This is a genomic window from Nocardioides abyssi, from assembly GCF_030412915.1.
Classification (GTDB): Bacteria; Actinomycetota; Actinomycetes; order Propionibacteriales; family Nocardioidaceae; genus Nocardioides; species Nocardioides abyssi.
The window spans coordinates 207,307-226,283 of sequence record NZ_JAUHJR010000003.1; the positions used below are offsets into that span (position 1 = coordinate 207,307).

General features: G+C 72.9%; 14 protein-coding genes. 5 read left to right on the forward strand and 9 right to left on the reverse strand.

The genetic code is table 11. The features are described from left to right. Positions 1 to 19: 19 nt before the first annotated feature. On the reverse strand, positions 20 to 820 hold the full coding sequence (locus tag QWY29_RS10020) for a siderophore-interacting protein (RefSeq protein ID WP_300960585.1): 801 nt from the start codon (positions 818 to 820) through the stop codon (positions 20 to 22). A gap of 119 nt (positions 821 to 939) precedes the next feature. Between QWY29_RS10020 and QWY29_RS10025 the strand changes: the two genes are divergently transcribed. From QWY29_RS10025 to QWY29_RS10040, 4 genes are read left to right on the forward strand one after another with little or no spacing between them, the layout of a single operon-like run. Continuing rightward, the gene (locus QWY29_RS10025; protein WP_300960586.1) at positions 940 to 1,977 is read left to right on the forward strand and encodes an iron-siderophore ABC transporter substrate-binding protein; all 1,038 of its coding nucleotides are present in this window, start codon (positions 940 to 942) and stop codon (positions 1,975 to 1,977) included. 19 nt (positions 1,978 to 1,996) lie between these two features. Continuing rightward, a complete protein-coding gene (locus QWY29_RS10030; RefSeq protein ID WP_300960587.1) occupies positions 1,997 to 3,043 on the forward strand; it encodes a FecCD family ABC transporter permease in 1,047 nt (348 codons plus the stop codon). Beyond that, entirely contained in the window at positions 3,040 to 4,107 is a 1,068-nt protein-coding gene (locus tag QWY29_RS10035; protein ID WP_300960588.1) for a FecCD family ABC transporter permease, read from the forward strand. Before QWY29_RS10030 ends, QWY29_RS10035 begins: the two co-directional genes overlap by 4 nt. Further along, on the forward strand, positions 4,104 to 4,922 hold the full coding sequence (locus tag QWY29_RS10040) for an ABC transporter ATP-binding protein (RefSeq protein ID WP_300960589.1): 819 nt from the start codon (positions 4,104 to 4,106) through the stop codon (positions 4,920 to 4,922). The genes QWY29_RS10035 and QWY29_RS10040 overlap by 4 nt, the downstream gene beginning before the upstream one ends. On the opposite strand, the gene arr is transcribed toward QWY29_RS10040, so the two are convergent. From arr to QWY29_RS10065, 5 genes are all read right to left on the reverse strand, one after another. Next, on the reverse strand, positions 4,915 to 5,355 hold the full coding sequence (arr, locus tag QWY29_RS10045) for an NAD(+)--rifampin ADP-ribosyltransferase (RefSeq protein WP_439117419.1): 441 nt from the start codon (positions 5,353 to 5,355) through the stop codon (positions 4,915 to 4,917). The two genes, QWY29_RS10040 and arr, sit on opposite strands and share 8 nt — an antisense overlap. A 73-nt stretch (positions 5,356 to 5,428) precedes the next feature. Continuing rightward, positions 5,429 to 5,863, reverse strand: a complete 435-nt coding sequence (locus QWY29_RS10050) for a VOC family protein (protein WP_300960591.1) — start codon at positions 5,861 to 5,863, stop codon at positions 5,429 to 5,431. 40 nt (positions 5,864 to 5,903) lie between these two features. Continuing rightward, on the reverse strand, positions 5,904 to 7,271 hold the full coding sequence (locus tag QWY29_RS10055; protein ID WP_300960592.1) for a GntP family permease: 1,368 nt from the start codon (positions 7,269 to 7,271) through the stop codon (positions 5,904 to 5,906). Positions 7,272 to 7,620: 349 nt separating this feature from the next. After that, a complete protein-coding gene (locus QWY29_RS10060; protein ID WP_300960593.1) occupies positions 7,621 to 9,471 on the reverse strand; it encodes a helix-turn-helix domain-containing protein in 1,851 nt (616 codons plus the stop codon). Next, entirely contained in the window at positions 9,468 to 12,146 is a 2,679-nt protein-coding gene (locus QWY29_RS10065; RefSeq protein ID WP_300960594.1) for a DNA translocase FtsK, read from the reverse strand. The genes QWY29_RS10060 and QWY29_RS10065 overlap by 4 nt, the downstream gene beginning before the upstream one ends. A 226-nt stretch (positions 12,147 to 12,372) precedes the next feature. On the opposite strand from QWY29_RS10065, the gene QWY29_RS10070 reads away from it, so the two are divergent. Continuing rightward, a complete protein-coding gene (locus QWY29_RS10070) occupies positions 12,373 to 15,270 on the forward strand; it encodes a M4 family metallopeptidase (RefSeq protein ID WP_300960782.1) in 2,898 nt (965 codons plus the stop codon). A gap of 145 nt (positions 15,271 to 15,415) precedes the next feature. Here the strand turns inward: QWY29_RS10070 and QWY29_RS10075 are convergent, their stop codons facing one another. The 3 genes from QWY29_RS10075 to QWY29_RS10085 are packed head-to-tail and all read right to left on the reverse strand — an operon-like array spanning position 15,416 to position 18,974. Then, entirely contained in the window at positions 15,416 to 17,101 is a 1,686-nt protein-coding gene (locus tag QWY29_RS10075; protein ID WP_300960595.1) for a ribonuclease J, read from the reverse strand. Between the two features lie 13 nt (positions 17,102 to 17,114). Then, a complete protein-coding gene (gene dapA, locus QWY29_RS10080) occupies positions 17,115 to 18,026 on the reverse strand; it encodes a 4-hydroxy-tetrahydrodipicolinate synthase (RefSeq protein WP_300960596.1) in 912 nt (303 codons plus the stop codon). A 9-nt stretch (positions 18,027 to 18,035) separates the two neighbouring features. Further along, entirely contained in the window at positions 18,036 to 18,974 is a 939-nt protein-coding gene (locus QWY29_RS10085; protein WP_300960597.1) for an LLM class F420-dependent oxidoreductase, read from the reverse strand. Positions 18,975 to 18,977: the final 3 nt, after the last annotated feature.

An 18,977-nucleotide genomic window follows, 5' to 3' on the forward strand; every position in this document is an offset into this window, starting at 1 on the left:
CCCGGCCGGCCGCCCGTCGTCAGGCGGCCGGGACGTCGGCCTCCATGGCGGCGACGAAGTCGCCCTTGACCGCGCGCCAGGCCTCGTCGGTCATCGTGCGCCGCCAGTAGGGCGAGCACGACATGTCCGCACGACCCATCCCGCGGTCGAGGAGCAGGTGCTTGCGGATGCCGCGCACCTCCTCCGCCTCGCCGTGCACGAAGGCGTGCGCCCGGCCGGCCGGGGCGTCGAGCTCCTGCAGCGACCGGAGCAGCAGCGTCGCCGGGTCGTCGTCGCCGGCGCGGTGCAGCCAGCGCAGGTCGAGGTCGCCCGCCGTGCTGAGCGGCAGCTCGTGCTCGGCGTCGTCGCAGACCAGCCGCACCACCGCCCGCGCGCCGGCGGGCAGCGCCTCGAGGGAGGCGGCGATGGCCGGCAGCGCCGACTCGTCGCCGACCAGGAGGTGCCAGTCGGCGGCCGGGTCGGGCTTGTAGCCCGCTCCGGGGCCCTCCAGCACCAGCACGTCGCCGGGCGCCGCCGAGGACGCCCACCGACCGGCGGCGCCGGTGTCGCCGTGGACGACGAAGTCGATGGTCAGCCGCTCACCGTCCCAGGCCCGCACGGTGTAGCGCCGGCGCGCCGGAGCCCACTGGGCGCCGTGCTCTTCGCGCACCTGCTTCGGCTCGAAGACCGGGCCGTACGGCGCACCCTCGGGCGCGATCGCCAGGTTGACGTAGGCATCGGTGCAGTCCGGCACCTCGAACCCCGCCAGCCCCTCGCCACCGAGCACCACCCGGACCATCGCGGGGGTCACCCACGTGGCCGACACCACTTCTCCGTGCACCAGACCTCCTCGACAGGACTACCTGGACTTAGGTTAGCCTCACCTCTGGTCAGGACGCGGATCGCCGTCGTCCCGACCAGACACGGGCGCCGCCGGCGCCCCTGCCCGAAAGGACCACCGTGCGTTCCCTGCGCCTCCTCACCGTCTCCCTCGGAGCCGCCGCGCTCGTCCTCAGCGCCTGCGGCTCGTCGGAGGACGACGCCGCCGCCGCTGCCGACGACACGACGAGCACCGGCTCGTCCTCGGCCGAGTTCCCCATCACGATCGAGCACGCCCTCGGCACCACGACCATCGAGGAGAAGCCCGAGCGCGTCGCCACCGTCGCGTGGGCCAACCACGAGGTCCCGCTGGCCCTCGGCGTCGTCCCGGTCGGCATGGCCGCCGCCAACTTCGGCGACGACGACGGCGACGGCCTGCTCCCCTGGGTCAGCGACGAGCTCGAGGAGCTGGGCGCGGAGACCCCGGTGCTCTTCGACGAGACCGACGGCATCGACTTCGAGGCCGTGGCCGACACTGAGCCCGACGTGATCCTGGCGTCGTACTCCGGCCTCACCCAGGAGGACTACGACACCCTCAGCGAGATCGCCCCGACCGTGGCCTACCCCGAGGCCCCGTGGTCGACCGAGTGGCGCGACATGATCCTGCAGAGCAGCGAGGCCATGGGCATGGCCGAGGAGGGCGAGGAGCTCGTCGCCGAGCTCGAGGGCGAGATCACCGAGGCCGTCGACGCCCACCCCGGCCTGGCCGGCAAGAAGACGATGTTCCTCACCCACGTCGACACCGGCGACCTCAGCGAGGTCAGCTACTACACGACCCTGGACACCCGGGCGAAGTTCTTCACCGACCTCGGCCTGGCCACGCCGGCCAGCATCGAGGAGGCCTCGCAGGAGGCCGGCCAGTTCTCCGGCACACTCAGCGCCGAGCAGGTCGACAAGCTCGACGACGTCGAGGTCATCGTGACCTACGGCGACCAGGAGCTGGTCGACGCGCTGCAGGGCGACCCGCTGCTCTCGAAGATGCCGGCGGTGCAGGACGACGCGATCGTGCTGCTGCCCAACACCCCGCTGGGCACCGCTGCGAACCCCACGCCGCTGTCGATCTCCTACGTCCTCGAGGACTACGTCGACATGCTCGCGAAGGCCGCCGGCGTCGAGTGACCGACCGTGTGACCGCGGCGTGACCCTCGCCGCCCCACCCGTGCCCGCCCCGGGCGTCGTCGCCGCACGACGCCCGGGGCGGTCGCGCGCGCTCTGGCTGCTCCTGGCCCTCGCCGCGCTCCTCGGCTTGGCCGTCCTCTCGGTGGCCGTCGGCTCCCGCCCGGTCGGCTGGTCCGACATCACCGCCGCGCTCGGCGGCTCCAGCGAGACCCTCGCCGAGGCGGCGGTCACCAAGCGCATCCCGCGGACCCTGCTCGCCATCGCGGTCGGTGCCGCGCTCGGCCTGGCCGGTGCGGTCATGCAGGGCGTGACCCGCAACCCGCTGGCCGACCCCGGCATCCTCGGGGTCAACATGGGCGCCTCGCTGGCGGTCATCACCGGCATCGCGTGGTTCGGCCTCACCGCCGCGTCGAGCTTCGTGTGGGCGGCGATCCTCGGCGCCTCCCTCGCCGCGGTGTTCGTGTACGCCGTGGGGTCGCTCGGGCGCGGCGGCGCGACGCCGCTGAAGCTCGCCCTGGCCGGCACGGCCACCTCCGCGGCGTTCGCGTCGTTCATCACCGCGGTGGTGCTCCCCCGCAACGACATCGCCGGCGGGGTCCGGTCCTGGCAGGTCGGCGGCGTGGGCGGCGCGTCGTTCGACACGATCACGCTGGTGCTGCCGTTCCTCGTCGTCGGGCTGCTGGTCTGCCTGGCCTCGGCCCGCGGGCTGAACTCCCTGGCACTCGGTGACGACGTCGCGGCCGGCCTCGGCGAGCGGGTCGCGCTGACCCGCGGCCTGGCCGCCGTCGGCGCGGTGCTGCTGTGCGGCGCGGCGACCGCGGTCGCCGGCCCGATCGGCTTCGTCGGCCTGGTGGTGCCGCACCTGTGCCGGATGCTCGTCGGGGTCGACCACCGCTGGCTGCTGCCGTTCTCCGCCGTCGCCGGAGCCGCGCTGCTGACCGCCGCGGACGTCCTCGGCCGGGTCGTGGCCCGGCCCAGCGAGATCGACGTCGGCATCATCACCGCCCTCGTGGGCGCACCGTTCTTCATCCACGTCGTGCGCCGGCAGAAGGTGCGTGCCCTGTGACCGCCACGCCCACCTCGCTCACCACCGGCCCGGCGCCGGAGACCGTCGCGCGGGTCGCGCGCGGCCGCGGCCGGCGGCGGGCCCGCCGCCGCGCGGTCGTCGTGGTGCTCGTGGTGCTCGTCGTCGCCGTGTTCGCCGCCAGCCTGATGGTCGGTCGCACGTTCTACCCGCCCGGCGACGTGCTGCGGGTCGTGCTCGGCGAGGACGTCCCCGGTGCGTCGTTCACCGTGGGTCGACTGCGGCTGCCCCGTGCCGTGCTCGCGCTGCTGGTCGGGCTCTGCTTCGGCCTGGCCGGCGTGACGTTCCAGACGATGCTGCGCAACCCGCTGGCCAGCCCCGACATCATCGGGATCAGCGCCGGCTCCAGCGCCGCGGCCGCGGTCGCGATCGTGACCTTCGGGCTCTCGGGTGCCGCGGTGTCGTTCCTCGCGATCGTCGTCGGGCTCGGCGTCGCCCTGCTCATCTACGTGCTGGCCTACCGCGACGGCGTGGCCGGCACCCGGCTGATCCTCATCGGCATCGGCATCGCGGCCATGCTCGAGAGCGTCATCGCCTACGTGCTGAGCCGGGCCGCGGCCTGGGACCTCCAGGAGGCCACCCGCTGGCTGACCGGCAGCCTCAACAGCGCCGGCTGGGACGACGTGGTGCCGACGCTGCTGGCGCTGGTGGTGCTCGGCCCGCTGCTGCTCACCCGCGTCGGCGACCTCGACATGCTGCAGCTCGGCGACGACGCGGCGTCCGCACTCGGCGTACGTGTCGAGCGCACGCGGGTCGTCGTCATCGTCGCCGCCGTGGGGCTGGTGGCCTTCGCGACCGCGGCGACCGGTCCGATCGCGTTCGTCGCGTTCCTGGCCGGCCCGATCGCCGCGCGCATCGTCGGCCCCGGGGCGTCACTGCTCGTCCCGTCCGCGCTGGTCGGCGCGCTGCTCGTGCTGGTCGCCGACCTGGCCGGGCAGAACCTCTTCGACCACCGCTACCCCGTCGGCGTGGTCACCGGCGTGCTCGGCGCGCCGTACCTCGTCTACCTCATCGTCCGCACCAACCGCGCCGGAGGCTCGCTGTGACCGCCGACCACACGCTCACCGTCGCCGACCTCTCCCTGGGGTACGGCGACCGGACCGTCATCGAGTCGCTCGACCTGGTGCTGCCGCCCGGCCGGGTCACCGCGATCGTCGGCGCCAACGCCTGCGGCAAGTCGACCCTGCTGCGCTCGATGTCCCGCCTGCTGCGTCCCCGCACCGGCCAGGTGCTGCTCGACGGCGAGCAGGTGCACCGGCTGCCCGCCAAGGAGCTGGCCCGCGCGCTCGGCCTGCTCCCCCAGGCCCCCACCGCGCCGGAGGGCATCACGGTCAGCGACCTCGTGGGCCGCGGCCGCAACCCCCACCAGCGGCTGCTGTCGCGCTGGAGCGCCGAGGACGACGCGGCCGTCGCGGCCGCGCTCGAGGCGACCGACACCGTCGAGCTGGCCGACCGGCCCGTCGACGAGCTGTCGGGCGGTCAGCGGCAGCGGGTGTGGATCGCGATGGCGCTCGCGCAGCAGACCGACGTGCTGCTGCTGGACGAGCCGACGACGTACCTCGACGTCAGCCACCAGGTCGAGGTGCTCGACCTGCTCACCGACCTCAACCGCACCCGCGGGACGACGATCGTCATGGTCCTGCACGACCTCAACCTCGCCGCGCGGTACGCCGACCACCTCGTCGCCCTCGCCGGCGGCCGGCTCCACGCGGTCGGCGACCCGCACGCCGTGCTGACCGAGGACACCGTCCGCGCGGTCTTCGGCCTCGACTGCTCGGTGATCATCGATCCCGTCTCCGGCCGGCCGCTCATGCTGCCGATCGGCCGGCACCACGTCGCCGCTCCGGTCGACGTCAGTTGAGGATCTCCCCACCGCCGTCGGCGAGCATGGCCGCGAGCCGGTCGCGCCAGGCCTGGAGCTCCGCGGGCGCCAGCCGCGGCCAGTCGGTCACCTCGCCGAGCACCCGCAGCGGCGCGTCGCTGCGGAAGGACCGGGTGGGGTTGCCGGGGAACTTCTTGTCGGTGACGTTCGGGTCGTCGTGCCACGGGCCGGTCGGCTCCACGACGTAGACGTGCGGCTCGGCGCCGGACCCCTCCGGCGCCAGCGCCACGGCCAGCTCTGCCGCGAGGCCGGCGCCCTCGAGGCGCGAGGTGAAGTAGACGTGGTTCATCACCACCTCGGCGCGGTAGTTGGACCGGAACCCCGGCCGCAGCAGGTCGCCGACGGCGACCACCGCCCTGGTGCCGTGGAAGAACGGGCCGGTCTCCCCCGTCTCATCCGCGGTCTCGTCCACCTGCTCGTGCACCGTCTCGTCCACCTGTCCAGGCTAGGACCGGGCAGCGGCGGTCGTCAGCCGCTCGTCGCGCTCAGTCCAGGCAGAACTCGTTGCCCTCGACGTCCTGCATGACGATGCACGACTCGTCGAACCCGTCGGCGGGCATCGTGCGGACGTGGGTCGCGCCGAGCGCCTCGAGCCGGCGCTGCTCGGCCTCGAGGGCGGCGAGCCGCTCGTCGCCGACGAGGCCGGAGCCGGCGCGGACGTCGAGGTGCACGCGGTTCTTGACCGTCTTGCCCTCGGGGACCCGCTGGAAGAACAGCCGCGGCCCCTGCCCGGTCGGGTCGACGCAGGCGTACGCCGACCCCTGCTGCTCGGGCGGCAGCGAGGCGTCGACCTCCTCCCACGACCCGAAGCCGGGGGGCGGCGGCGGGACGACGTACCCCAGCACCTCGCACCAGAAGCGGGCCAGCCGCTCCGGCTCGGCGGAGTCGAAGGTGACCTGGACCTCGCGCACGGACGTCATGGTCCGACGGTAGCGCCGACCGCCCCCGATGCGGTCGACCTCAGGTCGCGGCCGCGACCAGGCTGGCGACCAGCACCAGCGGCAGCGAGACGACGGCGCCGAGCGACGTGGCGAGCGTGAGGGTCTTCAGGCTGCCCTTGGTGGAGAGGTCGAGCAGCGTGGTGAACATCCAGAAGAAGTTGCTGTTCACGTGCAGCGCGAACATCGCGCCCGAGGCGATCGCCAGCGCGATGACCACCGGGTCGACGCCGAGGGAGCCGACCACCGGGGCGATGATCCCCGCGGCGGTGATCGCGGCGACCGAGACCGACCCGATAGCGAAGTGCAGGACCGCCGCGATGCACCAGGCCAGCAGGATGCTCAGCACGACCGGGGCGCCCTCGTCGGCGGAGAACAGGTCGGCGAGCGTGCTCTCGAGCCCGCTGCCGCCGATCACCGCACCCAGCGAGCCGCCGACGCCGGTGACGAGCAGGATCTCGCCGGTGGTGTGGAAGCCGGCGGTCAGCACCTTCCCCACGCCGTCGCCACCGATCGACGGGCGGATCATCGCGACCGCGACGAGCAGGCCGAGGAAGAGCGCGATGTTGGCGTCGCCGAGGAAGGTCAGCACCGGGTTGGTGGTGCCGGCGACGTCGAGGATGGCGCCGGTCGCGATGAGCACGAGGGGCAGCAGGATCGGCAGCAGCCGGACCACCAGCGGCAGCCGGGCGGCGCGCTCGGCTCCGGGCACCGCCTCGACCTCCGCGTCGGCCCCCTCCTGGTGCAGCGCGGCGTCGGCGTCGAGGTCGCTGTCCTCCTTCCACAGCCCGCGACCCAGCAGCACGCGGAAGAGGAACGTCGTGATCAGCGCGGTGAGCAGCCCGATCGGCAGGCCGTAGAGCAGGTACGTCCCCAGCGGGACGTCCATCAGGCCCGCCACCGAGACCGCGGCCAGCCCCGGCACCACGAACACGTAGCCGGAGAAGATGCCGATGCCCATCGCACCCGCCAGCCACGGCAGCCCGTGCCTCCGGTCGACCGCGGGCGCCGACTCCTGGGCCATCGGCGCCGCCAGCACCACCTGCACGTCGACGTAGATCGAGGGGAAGATCGTCGACATCGCCGCCGCCATGGCGTACGGCAGCCGCTTGCCCACCCTGCGCGCCAGCAGCTCCACCAGGTCGCGGAAGGTCCCCATCGAGTGCAGCAGCGCCCCGATGAGCACGCCGAACCCGATGAGCAGGCCGACCTCGGCCATGATCTCGCCGAAGCCGCCCGTGATCGCGTCGACCGTGCCCTGCGCGCCCTGCTGGGTGGCGAGCCCGAGGTAGATGCAGGCGACCAGCAACGAGATGACCGGGTCGACCTTGAACCGGATGATGAGCACGATCGCGGCCACGATGGCGATGGCGGCGTGGAGGACTTCCATGGGTGGTCCCGTCCGGGTGGGGGTGGGTCGTCCCACCCTTACCCCTGACCGCCCGGCTCCACGTGGTCCGGCGGGTTCCGGCTGGGGTCGTCGGTCCTGCTGGGTAGTCCGTGACGTTTCGCAGGTCTGCGGTGCGCTGGCGGGGTAGTCCGTGACGTTCCGCAGGCGGATCCGTCGAGATGACCTGCCGAACGTCACGGACTACCCCCTCGACGGGCCGGCGCCTGTGGACAACCGGGGCCGGAGACGCAGGACGGCGCCGGGGTGGTCCCCGGCGCCGCCTGCGTGCCGCTGCGCTGCGTGTGGTGCTGGTGTGGTGCTGGTGTGGTGCTGGTGAGGTGCTGGTCGGCTACTGGTCGGCCGGGGCGATGAAGGTGCCGGTGGCGGGCTGGCCGGTCTCGCCGACCGCCTCCGCCTCGTTGCCGGCGACGCCGACCTCGAGGGAACCGTCGGAGGACTGCACCCGCACCGGCGGGGCGACCTTGAGCTCCTTGGACTCGCCGAAGGCGAGGTCGCCGGAGAACACGATCTCGTTCGACCCGTCCCGCACGACCACGTTGGTGCCGCCGCCGGCGGCGGTCAGCAGCACCGCGACCGGCTTGCCGACCTTGGTGCCGCCGTTGTCGATGCCGTGCGAGCCGTTGAGCACGAGCGCGTCGCCGTTGAGGTCGACCGGGCTCTCCATCACCAGCCGCGCGACCGACCAGGCGAGCACGAGCGCCATGACGGCGGCGACGAGCACCGACCAGTTCGGGCCGCCGCGGGTGCCGCGGATCGAGCCCCCGGCACCGGTGGCCAGCTCGGCCTCGAAGACGCGACGGGGGTCGATGGGGGCGTCGGCGTACCGCTCGTCGTACGACGCCAGCAGCGGCGCCACGTCGATGCCGAGCACCCGGGCAAGCGTGCGCAGGTGGCCGCGGGCGTAGAAGTCGCCGCCGCACGGCGCGAAGTCGTCGACCTCGATCGACTCGATGACGTGCGGGCGGATGCGGGTGCGGTCGGCGAGCTGGTCGACGCTCAGGCCGATCCGCTCGCGGGCGGCGGCCAGCTGCGGCCCGACGACCGGGTCGACGGCCGGCTGGGCGGGCGCCTCGATGGAGAACCCGTCGATGACCACGGGCGTCCGCGGCGCGTCGCTGCGGGCGCCCCAGATCTGGGTGTCCTCGACCAGGTCGACGCTGCCGGGGCGGCGCAGCTCGCGGGCCTCCGGCAGGGCGCGCGACGCCGAGGCCGCGCCGTCGCCCAGGTCGAGCGCGTTGGCGCCCTGCACCGCGTCGGCGGCCAGGCCGTCGCGGACGGTCTCGGCGCGCACCGCCGTCACCGGCAGCCGCAGCGGGCTGGGCGTGGGGCTGGCGGTCGGGCCGGGCTCGGCCGGGTCGTCGAGCGCGTACGGCGCCACCGGCACCGGCTCGGTCGGCAGGCCGACCCGCTCGCCACCGTCGCCGCGGCGGGCCAGCCGGGCCGCGATCGCGCTGATGCCGCGGGCGATCGTCGGGCGCGGGTCAGGCACGCGCGGGCCGGGCTGCTCCGCGGCCGGCTCGTCGTCGGCCACCTCGTCGGCGACCACCTCGTCGGCGACCAGCGGCTCCTCGAACGCCTCGAGCACCGGGTCCTCGTCCACGGGCAGCGTGGGGTCGAGCTCGACGACCTCGGTGCGGCCGTCGGTGAGGACGAGCAGCGCGGAGGTCAGGTCGGCCTCGTCGCTGGTGACGCGGGTCGACATCGAGAGCGGCACCGACAGCACCTGCTCCTCACCGCCGGGGCCGGTGGTGACGACGTCGATCCGACCGTCGCGCAGCAGGCCGCGACGCGGCAGGTGCTCGACGGAGAGCAGCGACTCCCAGGTCATGCCGTGCCACGCGCGCCCCTCGCGGGTCCGCACGCCGTGGCGGTCGGCCACCAGCAGCGGGGCGCGCGAGTCGAGCAGCCCGAGCAGGTGGACGGCCGCGAGGCCGCCCATGACGACGAAGAGCACCCAGTCGAGCCAGGCACCCGAGCCGGTCGCCCGGGCGAGGTAGGCGATGGCGACCGCCGAGGCGAGACCGCCGACGACCGCGGACAGCGCGGCGTTGCGCCGCACGACCAGGGCCTCCTCGGGCGCGGTCGCCGGGCCGTCGTCGTACGCCTCGTGGTCCTCGGGCGCGGAGCCCGGGTCCTCGTGGTCCAGCGGTGCCGGGTGGTTCAGGGCCGATCCGTTCACATCTCCCCCTGCAGGGTCGCGATGACGCCGTCGATCTCGTCGGGCTTCACGAGCACGTCACGGGCCTTGGAGCCCTCGCTCGGACCCACCACCCCACGGCTCTCGAGGATGTCCATGAGCCGGCCCGCCTTGGCGAACCCGACCCGGAGCTTGCGCTGCAGCATCGAGGTGGACCCGAACTGCGTGGAGACGACCAGCTCGACGGCCTGGACCACGAGGTCCATGTCGTCGCCGATGTCGTCGTCGAGCTCGCGCTTGGCCGCGGCCGGCGCGGTGACGTCCTCGCGGTACGTGGGCTCCAGCTGTGCCTTGCAGTGCTTGACCACCAGCGCGATCTCGGCCTCGGTCACCCACGAGCCCTGCACACGGACCGGTTTGGAGGCGCCCATCGGCAGGAACAGGCCGTCACCCTGGCCGACCAGCTTCTCCGCGCCCGGCTGGTCCAGGATGACCCGGCTGTCGGCGAGCGAGGAGGTGGCGAACGCCAGCCGCGAGGGCACGTTGGCCTTGATCAGGCCGGTGACCACGTCGACCGAGGGGCGCTGCGTGGCGAGCACCAGGTGGATGCCGGCCGCACGGGCCAGCTGGGTGATCCGGACGACCGCGTCCTCCACGTCGCGCGGGGCGACCATCATCAGGTCGGCGAGCTCGTCGACGATGACCAGGAGGTAGGGGTACGGCGTCAGCTCGCGCTCGCTGCCCGGCGGCACCTCGACCTTGCCCGCCCGGACGGCCTTGTTGAAGTCGTCGATGTGGCGGAACCCGAAGTTGGCCAGGTCGTCGTAGCGCATGTCCATCTCGCGCACGACCCAGGCCAGCGCCTCGGCGGCCTTCTTGGGGTTGGTGATGATCGGGGTGATCAGGTGCGGGACGCCCTCGTAGGCGTTCAGCTCGACCCGCTTGGGGTCGACCATGATCATCCGGACCTCGTCGGGCGTGGACCGCATGAGGATCGAGGTGATCATCGAGTTGATGAAGCTCGACTTGCCGGAGCCGGTGGCGCCGGCGACCAGCAGGTGCGGCATCTTCGCGAGGTTGGCGACGACGAAGCCGCCCTCGACGTCCTTGCCGAGCCCGGCCACCATCGGGTGGTGGTCGCCGCGGGCGGCGCCGGAGCGGAGCACGTCGCCGAGGGAGACGATCTCCTTGTCGACGTTGGGGATCTCGATGCCGATCGCGGACTTGCCCGGGATCGGGCTGAGGATGCGCACGTCGGCCGAGGCGACGGCGTAGGCGATGTTCTTCGACAGCGCCGTGACCTTCTCGACCTTGACCGCGGGGCCGAGCTCGACCTCGTAGCGGGTGACCGTGGGGCCGCGGGTGTAGCCCGTGACCTGGGCGTCGATCGCGAACTCCTCCATCACCTGGGTGAGCCGGTCGACGACCGCGTCGCTGGCCTTGGAGCGGGCCTTGTGCACCGAGCCGGGCTTGAGCACGTCGTTGCCCGGCAGCGAGTAGACGACGTCGCCGGAGATGGCGAGCTGCTCGGCACGGTCCGGCAGCGGCGTGTGCGGCGGGGGCTCGATGTCCCCGGTGGTCGCCCGGTCGGTGACCGCCTCGGTGAGCACGGTCGCGTCGGGGTCGAGGTCGAGGCCCGCGTCGGGCGCGGCCGCCTCGTCGGCGTACGGGTCGAAGACCTCGCCGGCGGCGTCGGTCTCGTCGGGGACGAGCGCCTTGCGGCCGCGGCGCTTCTTGACCTCGCGGTCCTCCAGGACCGGGGTGTCGTACGCCGGGTCGCCCATCTCGGGGTCGATCTCGTCGTCGAGGTCGCTGCTGCGGCGCGGACGGCCCCCGTCGGCCTGCTCGTCGAGGTGGCGACCCAGGAGCCGGTCGCGGAGGTCCGCGAGCCGCTCCGGCACGAGGTAGACCGGGGTGGAGGTGATGACCAGGACGCCGAAGAGGGCGACCAGCAGGAGCAGCGGCACCACGACGTACGCCGTGCGCAGCAGGTCGAGCAGCAGCGAGGAGACCACGAAGCCGACCGCTCCCCCGGCGCCCTGCAGGTCGCCGGCGTCGCCGGCGACCGGCTGCGGGTTGCCGTTGGCGATGTGGACGATGCCGAGCACGCCGAAGGCCAGCGCGGTCCAGCCGACGACCTGGCGACCGGCCGGCCCGTTGCGGACCGGGTCGCGCATCGTGCGGACGCCGGCGTACGCCACGGCCATCGGGACGAACCAGCCGACCTTGCCGACGGTGCCGGAGACAGCGGTGCGGGTGAGGTCCATGACGCCGCCCGGCACCTGGAACCACACCGCGGCCGCGACGACCAGCGAGACGCCGAGGAGCAGGAGGCCGACGCCGTCACGCCGGTGGGCGGGGTCGATGTCACGGGCGCCGTGGCCGATGCCACGAGCGACCGCGCCGACGCCGTGGGCGATGCCGAGCCAGACCGCGACCACGCCGCGGGCCAGCGCCTGGAAGGCGCGGGCGACCGGTCCGGTGCCGCTGCGCACCGCCCGGGGAGCCGGGCGGGCCGTGCCGCGGGCGGGCTTGCGGGCCGCAGGGCGCTTCTTGCTCGCGCTCGCGGCTGGTCGTCGGGTGGGCGTACTCCGGGATCGGGCGCTCGAGGTCCCACGACTGGTGCTCGTCCCGCGGCCGGAGGTGCTGCCGCGGGACCTGGACGTGGACGTGCTCTTGCTCCGCGACCCCGGCGGGGAAGACGTACGGGTCGCCATGGTCGTCAACCTACTTCCCCGTCACTCCAGTCACAGGGACCACAGATTGCGTGTCGTGGACGCCTTCTCCGCGTGCCTCGACGGCTTCCGGCACACCTGTTTCCCCACGACGATTTTTCCTGTGGCTATGGACCTGGCCGAGCAGGCGTCCTTAGGGTCACGGGGTCGGCGGGGAACCACGACGCCGGCGTTCACCCACATCTCGGAGGGTCATCACGTGAAGTTCATGACGACGGGGCTCGGCCTCGTTCTGCTGGGAGCCGGCCTCGCCGCCGTGCCCAGCCAGCTGGCCACCGCGGCGGAGCAGACCGCCCCGCTGGCCGGCGAGTCCCTGGTGCAGCGCCTCAAGGGCGAGGCCCAGGGCGCGGTCCGGCTCGCCACCGAGCCGGCCACCGGCAAGGTCGGGTTCGCCCGGGCCGCCCGCAACGGCGACCTGCTGCCGACCGTCCAGGCCACCTCGGCCCGCGGCGCCGCCGCCAAGGCCGCCGCCTACCTCGACCGGTACGCCGTCGCGTTCGGCGCCCCGGCCGGCCAGCTCCAGGAGGCCGGCGTCGCCGCCGACCCGCTCGGCTGGACCGTCACCTACACCCAGCGCTACGAGGGGCTCCCCGTCTTCGGCGCCCAGCTCAAGGCCACCGTCGACAAGGACGGCGACCTGACCGCGGTCACCGGCTACGTGGCTCCCGACCTCCGTCTCGGCACGACGCCGCGCATCGGCAAGGCCGACGCCGCCCGCCGGGCGGTCGCCACCGTCAAGGTCGACCAGACCGGCGACGGCCGCGCCGACCTGCGTGGTCTCCGCGCGGTCGCCAACGACCTGACCGTCTACCGCACCGGCGCCATCCGCGGCGTCGCGGGCGAGACCGTCCTGGCCTACGTCGTCGAGGTCGCCAACGGCACCCGCAGCATCCGCGACAAGGTCTTCGTCGACGCCACGACCGGCAAGCTGCTCAACCGCTACTCGCTGGTCCACGGCAACCACGGAGGACCGCACCAGGAGCTCTTCGAGGCGTTCACCGACGACAACGGCACCCCCGACGACGAGTCCGACGACTCCGTCGGTGGGCTTAAGGACCCGATCTGGAAGACCGGCGACACGTTCCCCGGCGAGCTCGACGCCGATCAGCAGAGCCTGGTCGAGGGCACCGGCGAGGCGTACTGGTTCTTCAAGAACACCTTCGGCCGCGACTCCTACGACGGCAAGGGCGCCGTCATGAAGACGGTCAACAACGATCCCCGGATCAGCTGCCCGAACGCCAACTGGAACGGCCAGACCACCAACTACTGCACCGACGTCACCTCCGACGACACGGTCGCGCACGAGTGGGGCCACGCCTACACCGAGTACACCTCCGGCCTGATCTACCAGTGGCAGCCGGGCGCGATGAACGAGGCATTCTCCGACATCTGGGGCGAGACCGTCGACATCATCAACGACCGCGGCAACCAGACCCCGGCGCCGAAGCGCGCCGACGGTCTCTGCTCGGCCTTCAGCGGCGCCATCCCGGTGCTGACGATCACCGCTCCCGAGGCCATCGCCAAGGAGTGCGTCACCGGCGGCACGCTCGGCGAGCTCGACGAGCCCGTCACCGGCCAGGTCGTCGCCCCGACCGACGCGGTCGAGGACGGCGGCACGGCCACCGACGGCTGCTCGACGTATAACGACGTGGCCGCTGCGGCCGGCAAGATCGTGCTGGTCGACCGCGGCCTGTGCACCTTCGTCGAGAAGGCTCAGAACGCGAAGTCGGCCGGCGCCATCGGCGTCATCATCGGCAACCGCGAGGACGCACCGGTCAGCTTCTCCGACGCCGACCGGACCCTCCCGCCGACCGTCTCGATCGGGCTGACCGACCGCGAGGCCATCCGCAAGGAGCTCGCCACCGGCGAGACCGTCGAGGTCGAGATCGTCGACGCCGGCGGCGAGCGGTTCGAGTCCTACCGCTGGCTCAGCGGCGAGGGCGACGCAGCCTTCGGCGGCGCGATCCGCGACATGTGGAACCCGACCTGCTACGGCGACCCGGGCAAGGTGACCGACGCCGAGTACAAGTGCTCGACCGACGACTCCGGCGGCGTGCACAGCAACTCCGGCGTGGTCAACCACACCTACGCGCTCCTCGTCGACGGCGGCACGTCCAACGACGTCGAGGTGCCCGGCATCGGGCTCGACAAGGCCGCGGCGGTCTTCTGGCGCACCCAGACGACCAAGCTCGGCCCGACGTCGGACTTCGCCGACCTCGCCGACGGCCTGGCGGCCTCCTGCACCGAGCTGGTCGGCCAGCCGATCAGCAAGGTCAGCGTCGCCACGGACGGCACGCCCGAGGCGGCCGAGCCGGTGACCACCACCGACTGCGCCGCGGTCGACGCCGCGGCCCAGGCCACCGAGCTGGCCACCCCGCCGGCCCAGTGCAACTTCAAGCCGCTGCTGGCCAAGGGCGCCCCCGGCACCTGCGGCAAGGGCACCAGCTCGAAGGTCATCTGGGGCGACGACTTCAGCAAGGGCCTGAAGAAGTGGAAGAAGTCCGAGCGGGTCGTCTTCAAGGGCGGCTCCGGCATCAACTGGCGCGCCACCTCCACGGCCCCCGGCCGCAAGGGCAACAAGGTCGCCTACGACCCCTCCGGCGACGTCGGCCAGTGCACCGAGGGCGAGGGTGACAAGTCCAGCGCCAACGCCATCACCAGCCCGGCCGTCAAGCTCCGGGCGGGGCTCAAGCGCCGCCTGCAGTTCCGCCACTACATGGCGACCGAGGCCGGCTACGACGGCGGCAACGTGAAGATCAAGGTCAACGGCGCCAAGTGGAAGGTCGTCCCGGCCAAGGCCTACGTCTTCAACAAGCCCAACACCTCGCTGGCCACCGAGGCCGAGGAGAACACCAACCCGCTCGCCGGCGAGCAGGCGTTCTCCGGCACCGACGGCGGCGTCGTCAACGGCTCGTGGGGCACCTCGGTCGTCGACCTCGGCAAGGCCGGCGCCAAGAAGGGCGACAAGATCAAGATCCGCTTCGAGCTGGGTCGTGACGGCTGCGGCGGCATCGACGGCTGGTACGTCGACGACGTCAAGGTCGTCGTCTGCAAGCAGAAGAAGAAGGGTGGACAGGCGCGCCGCGAGGTCGCCGACGTCCGCTGACCCAGGTCAGCACCCGCACCACCGCACCACGCACGAGGCCCCGCCCGGATCCCTCCGGGCGGGGCCTCTCGCCGTCCGCAGCCACGAGCGGTGGCCGAGCGCGGGGGTTCCGCGACGGTCCTGGGCAGGTCCTGCGCGGGCCGGCTCAGGCCTCGATGACCACCGGGATGATCATCGGGCGACGGCGGTGGGTGCCGGAGACCCAGCGGCCGACCACGCGGCGCACGGTCTGCTGGAGCTGGTAGGAGTCGGTGTTGCCCTCGGCGATGGCCCGGTCGAGGGCGTCGATGATCGGCTGGCGGATCTCGTCGAGCGACTCGCCCTCGAGCGCATTGCCGCGGGCGTGGATCTCCGGCCCGCCGGAGACCTTCCCGCTGACGGAGTCGACGACGACGATGATCGAGATGAAGCCCTCCTCGCCGAGGATCCGACGGTCCTTGAGGTCGGACTCGGTGATGTCGCCGACCGAGGAGCCGTCGACGAAGACGTAGCCGCAGTCGACCTTGCCGGTGATCGAGGCGATCCCGTCGACGAGGTCGACCACGACACCGTCCTCGGCGACGACGACGTTCTCGACGCCGGTGGCCAGGGCCAGGTCGCGGTTGGCGAGCATGTGCCGCATCTCGCCGTGGACCGGCAGCACGTTGCGCGGCTTGACGATGTTGTAGCAGTAGAGCAGCTCGCCGGCGCTCGCGTGGCCGGAGACGTGGACGAGCGCGTTGCCCTTGTGCACGACGCGGGCGCCCCAGCGGGCCAGGCCGTTGATGACGCGGTAGACGGCGTTCTCGTTGCCGGGGATCAGGCTGGAGGCGAGCAGGACGGTGTCGCCCTCCTCGATGTGCACGAAGTGGTGGTTGCGCTGGGCGATCCGGCTCAGCGCCGACATCGGCTCGCCCTGGGACCCGGTGGAGATCAGCACCTGGTGCTGCGGCGGCAGGTCGGCGAGGTCCTTGGCGTCGACCAGCGTGCCGGGTGGGACCTTGAGGTAGCCGAGGTCGCGCGCGATGGCCATGTTGCGGACCATCGAGCGGCCGACGTACGCCACCTGCCGCTCGTGGGCGTGCGCGGCGTCGAGGACCTGCTGGACGCGGTGCACGTGGGAGGCGAAGCAGGCGACGATGATCCGCTGCGAGGACTCGCGGAAGACCTGGTCGATGACCGGGGTGATCGACTTCTCCGCGGGCGTGAAGCCGGGCGTCTCGGCGTTGGTGGAGTCGGTGAGGAAGAGGTCGACGCCCTCCTCCCCCAGCCGCGCGAACGCCCGCAGGTCGGTGATCCGGCCGTCGAGCGGCAGCTGGTCCATCTTGAAGTCGCCGGTGTGCAGCACCATGCCGGCGCTCGTGCGGATCGCGACCGCGAGCGCGTCGGGGATGGAGTGGTTGACCGCGACGAACTCCAGCTCGAAGGGGCCGAACGTCAGGCGGTCGCCCTCCTTGACCTTGTGGTGCACGGTCTCGCGCAGCCGGTGCTCGCGCAGCTTGGAGTCGAGCAGCGCCAGGGTCAGCTCGGACCCGACGAGCGGGATGTCGCCGCGCTCGCGCAGGAGGTACGGCGTCGCGCCGATGTGGTCCTCGTGGCCGTGGGTGAGCACCAGCGCCTCGACCTGGTCGAGCCGGTCCCGGATCGGCCCGAAGTCCGGGAGGATCAGGTCGACGCCGGGGTGGTGGTCCTCGGGGAACAGCACGCCGCAGTCGACGACCAGCAGGCGGCCCTCGTGCTCGAAGACGGTCATGTTGCGACCGACCTCGCCGAGGCCGCCGAGCGGGATGACCCGCAGACCACCCTCCGCGAGGGCGGGCGGGGCGGTCAGCTCGGGGTGCGGGTGGCTCAAGCGGGGCGCTCCTTCACGTCAGCAGGCCGCCGGCCTCGAGGCCGGTCCGCAGCGCGGCCACCTCGTCGTCGTCCAGCTCCACGAGGGGAGACCGGACCCGCCGGTTGTCGAGGACGCCGAGGAGCTGGAGCGCTGCCTTGGCGGTGGTCGCTCCGTAGTTGGCGACGCCCATGACGGCGTCGATCGCGGGGAGCATCCGCGTGTACGTCTCGAGGGCGGCGGCGTGGTCGCCGGCCCAGTAGCTCTCGGCCATCGCCCGCAGCTGGTCGCCGGCGACGTGGCCGACGACGCTGACGAAGCCGGCCGCGCCGTGGGCGAGCCAGCCGAGGTTGGCCTCGTCGTCGCCGGAGTAGACGGCGTACCCCAGCTCCCGGAGGCGTACGCCGCGTGCGAAGTCGCCCACGGCGTCCTTGACCGCGACGACCTCGTCCCAGGCGATCGCCTGCTCGTAGGTCTCCAGCGCGATCGTCGACCCGGTCCGGCCCGGCACGTCGTAGAGCATCACCGGCAGCTCGGCGGCGCCGGTGACCTGCCGGAAGTGCTCGAGGATGCCGCGCTGCCCGGGCTTGTTGTAGTACGGCGAGACCAGCAGCACGCCGTCGGCGCCGTTCTTGCGGGCCTGCTCGGCCAGCAGGAGCGAGGTGCGGGTGTCGTTGGTGCCGACGCCGGCGACCAGCGTCACGTCGGGGCCGACCGCGTCGCGGACGGCGACGAGGATCTCGCCGTCCTCGTCGGTCGTGGTGGTGGGCGACTCACCGGTCGTCCCGGACACGACGAGGCCGTCGTGGCCGTGCTCGACCAGGTGCCGGGCGACGCGCTGGGTCGCCTCGAGGTCCACCGACCCGTCCGCGGCGATGGCCGTGGCCATCGCGGTGAGCACGCGGCCGAAGGGCGCGGCAGGGGTCGGGGAGGCCGAGGCGGTCATGGGGCCAGGTTATCGCCCGACGTGCGGCGCGACGTCGCGCGCCACGAGTCGCAGGTGGTCGAGGTCGGCGAGGTCGAGGACCTGGAGGTAGACGCGCTCCGCGCCCAGCGCGGCGTACCGCCCGATCTTGTCGACGACCTCCTGCGGCGTGCCGGCCAGGCCGTTCTCCCGCAGCTCGTCCTTGTCACGCCCGATCGCGGCGGCGCGGCGCTCGACCTCGGCCTCGTCCTCGCCGACGCAGAGCACCAGCGCGTTGGACCAGGTCATGGTCGCCGGGTCGCGGTCGACGGCCTCGCAGGCCGCCCGGACCCGGCCGAACTGAGCCTCGGTGGTCGCCTCGTCGACGAAGGGCAGGTTGAACTCGTCGGCGAAGCGGGCCGCGAGCTCGGGCGTGCGCTTCTTGCCGAGGCCGCCGATGAGCACCGGCGGGCCACCGCGCCGACCGTCGTTCTGCACCGGCTTCGGCAGGCCGGGGCTGTCGGCGACCTGGTAGTGCTCGCCGGCGAAGTCGTACCCGCCCTCGGTGGCCCACAGGCCGGTGATCACCTCGAGCTGCTCCTCGAACCGGTCGAAGCGCTCGCGGGTGGAGGGGAACGGGATGCCGTACCTGGTGTGCTCGGCCTCGAACCAGCCGGCACCGATGCCGAGCTCGACCCGGCCGCCGCTCATCTGGTCGACGTTCGCGACGCTGATCGCGAGCGGGCCGGGGTGGCGGAAGGTCGCGCTCGTCATCATCGTGCCGAGCCGGATCGTGCTGGTGTCGCGGGCCAGGCCGGCGAGGGTGATCCACGCGTCGCTCGGGCCGGGGAGCCCCTCGGTGCCCATGCCGAGGTAGTGGTCGGACCGGAAGAACGCGCCGAAGCCGAGCTCCTCGGCGGTCCGGGCGACGGCGAGCAGGTCGTCGTACGTCGCGCCCTGCTGGGGTTCGGTGAAGATGCGCAGCTCCATGCG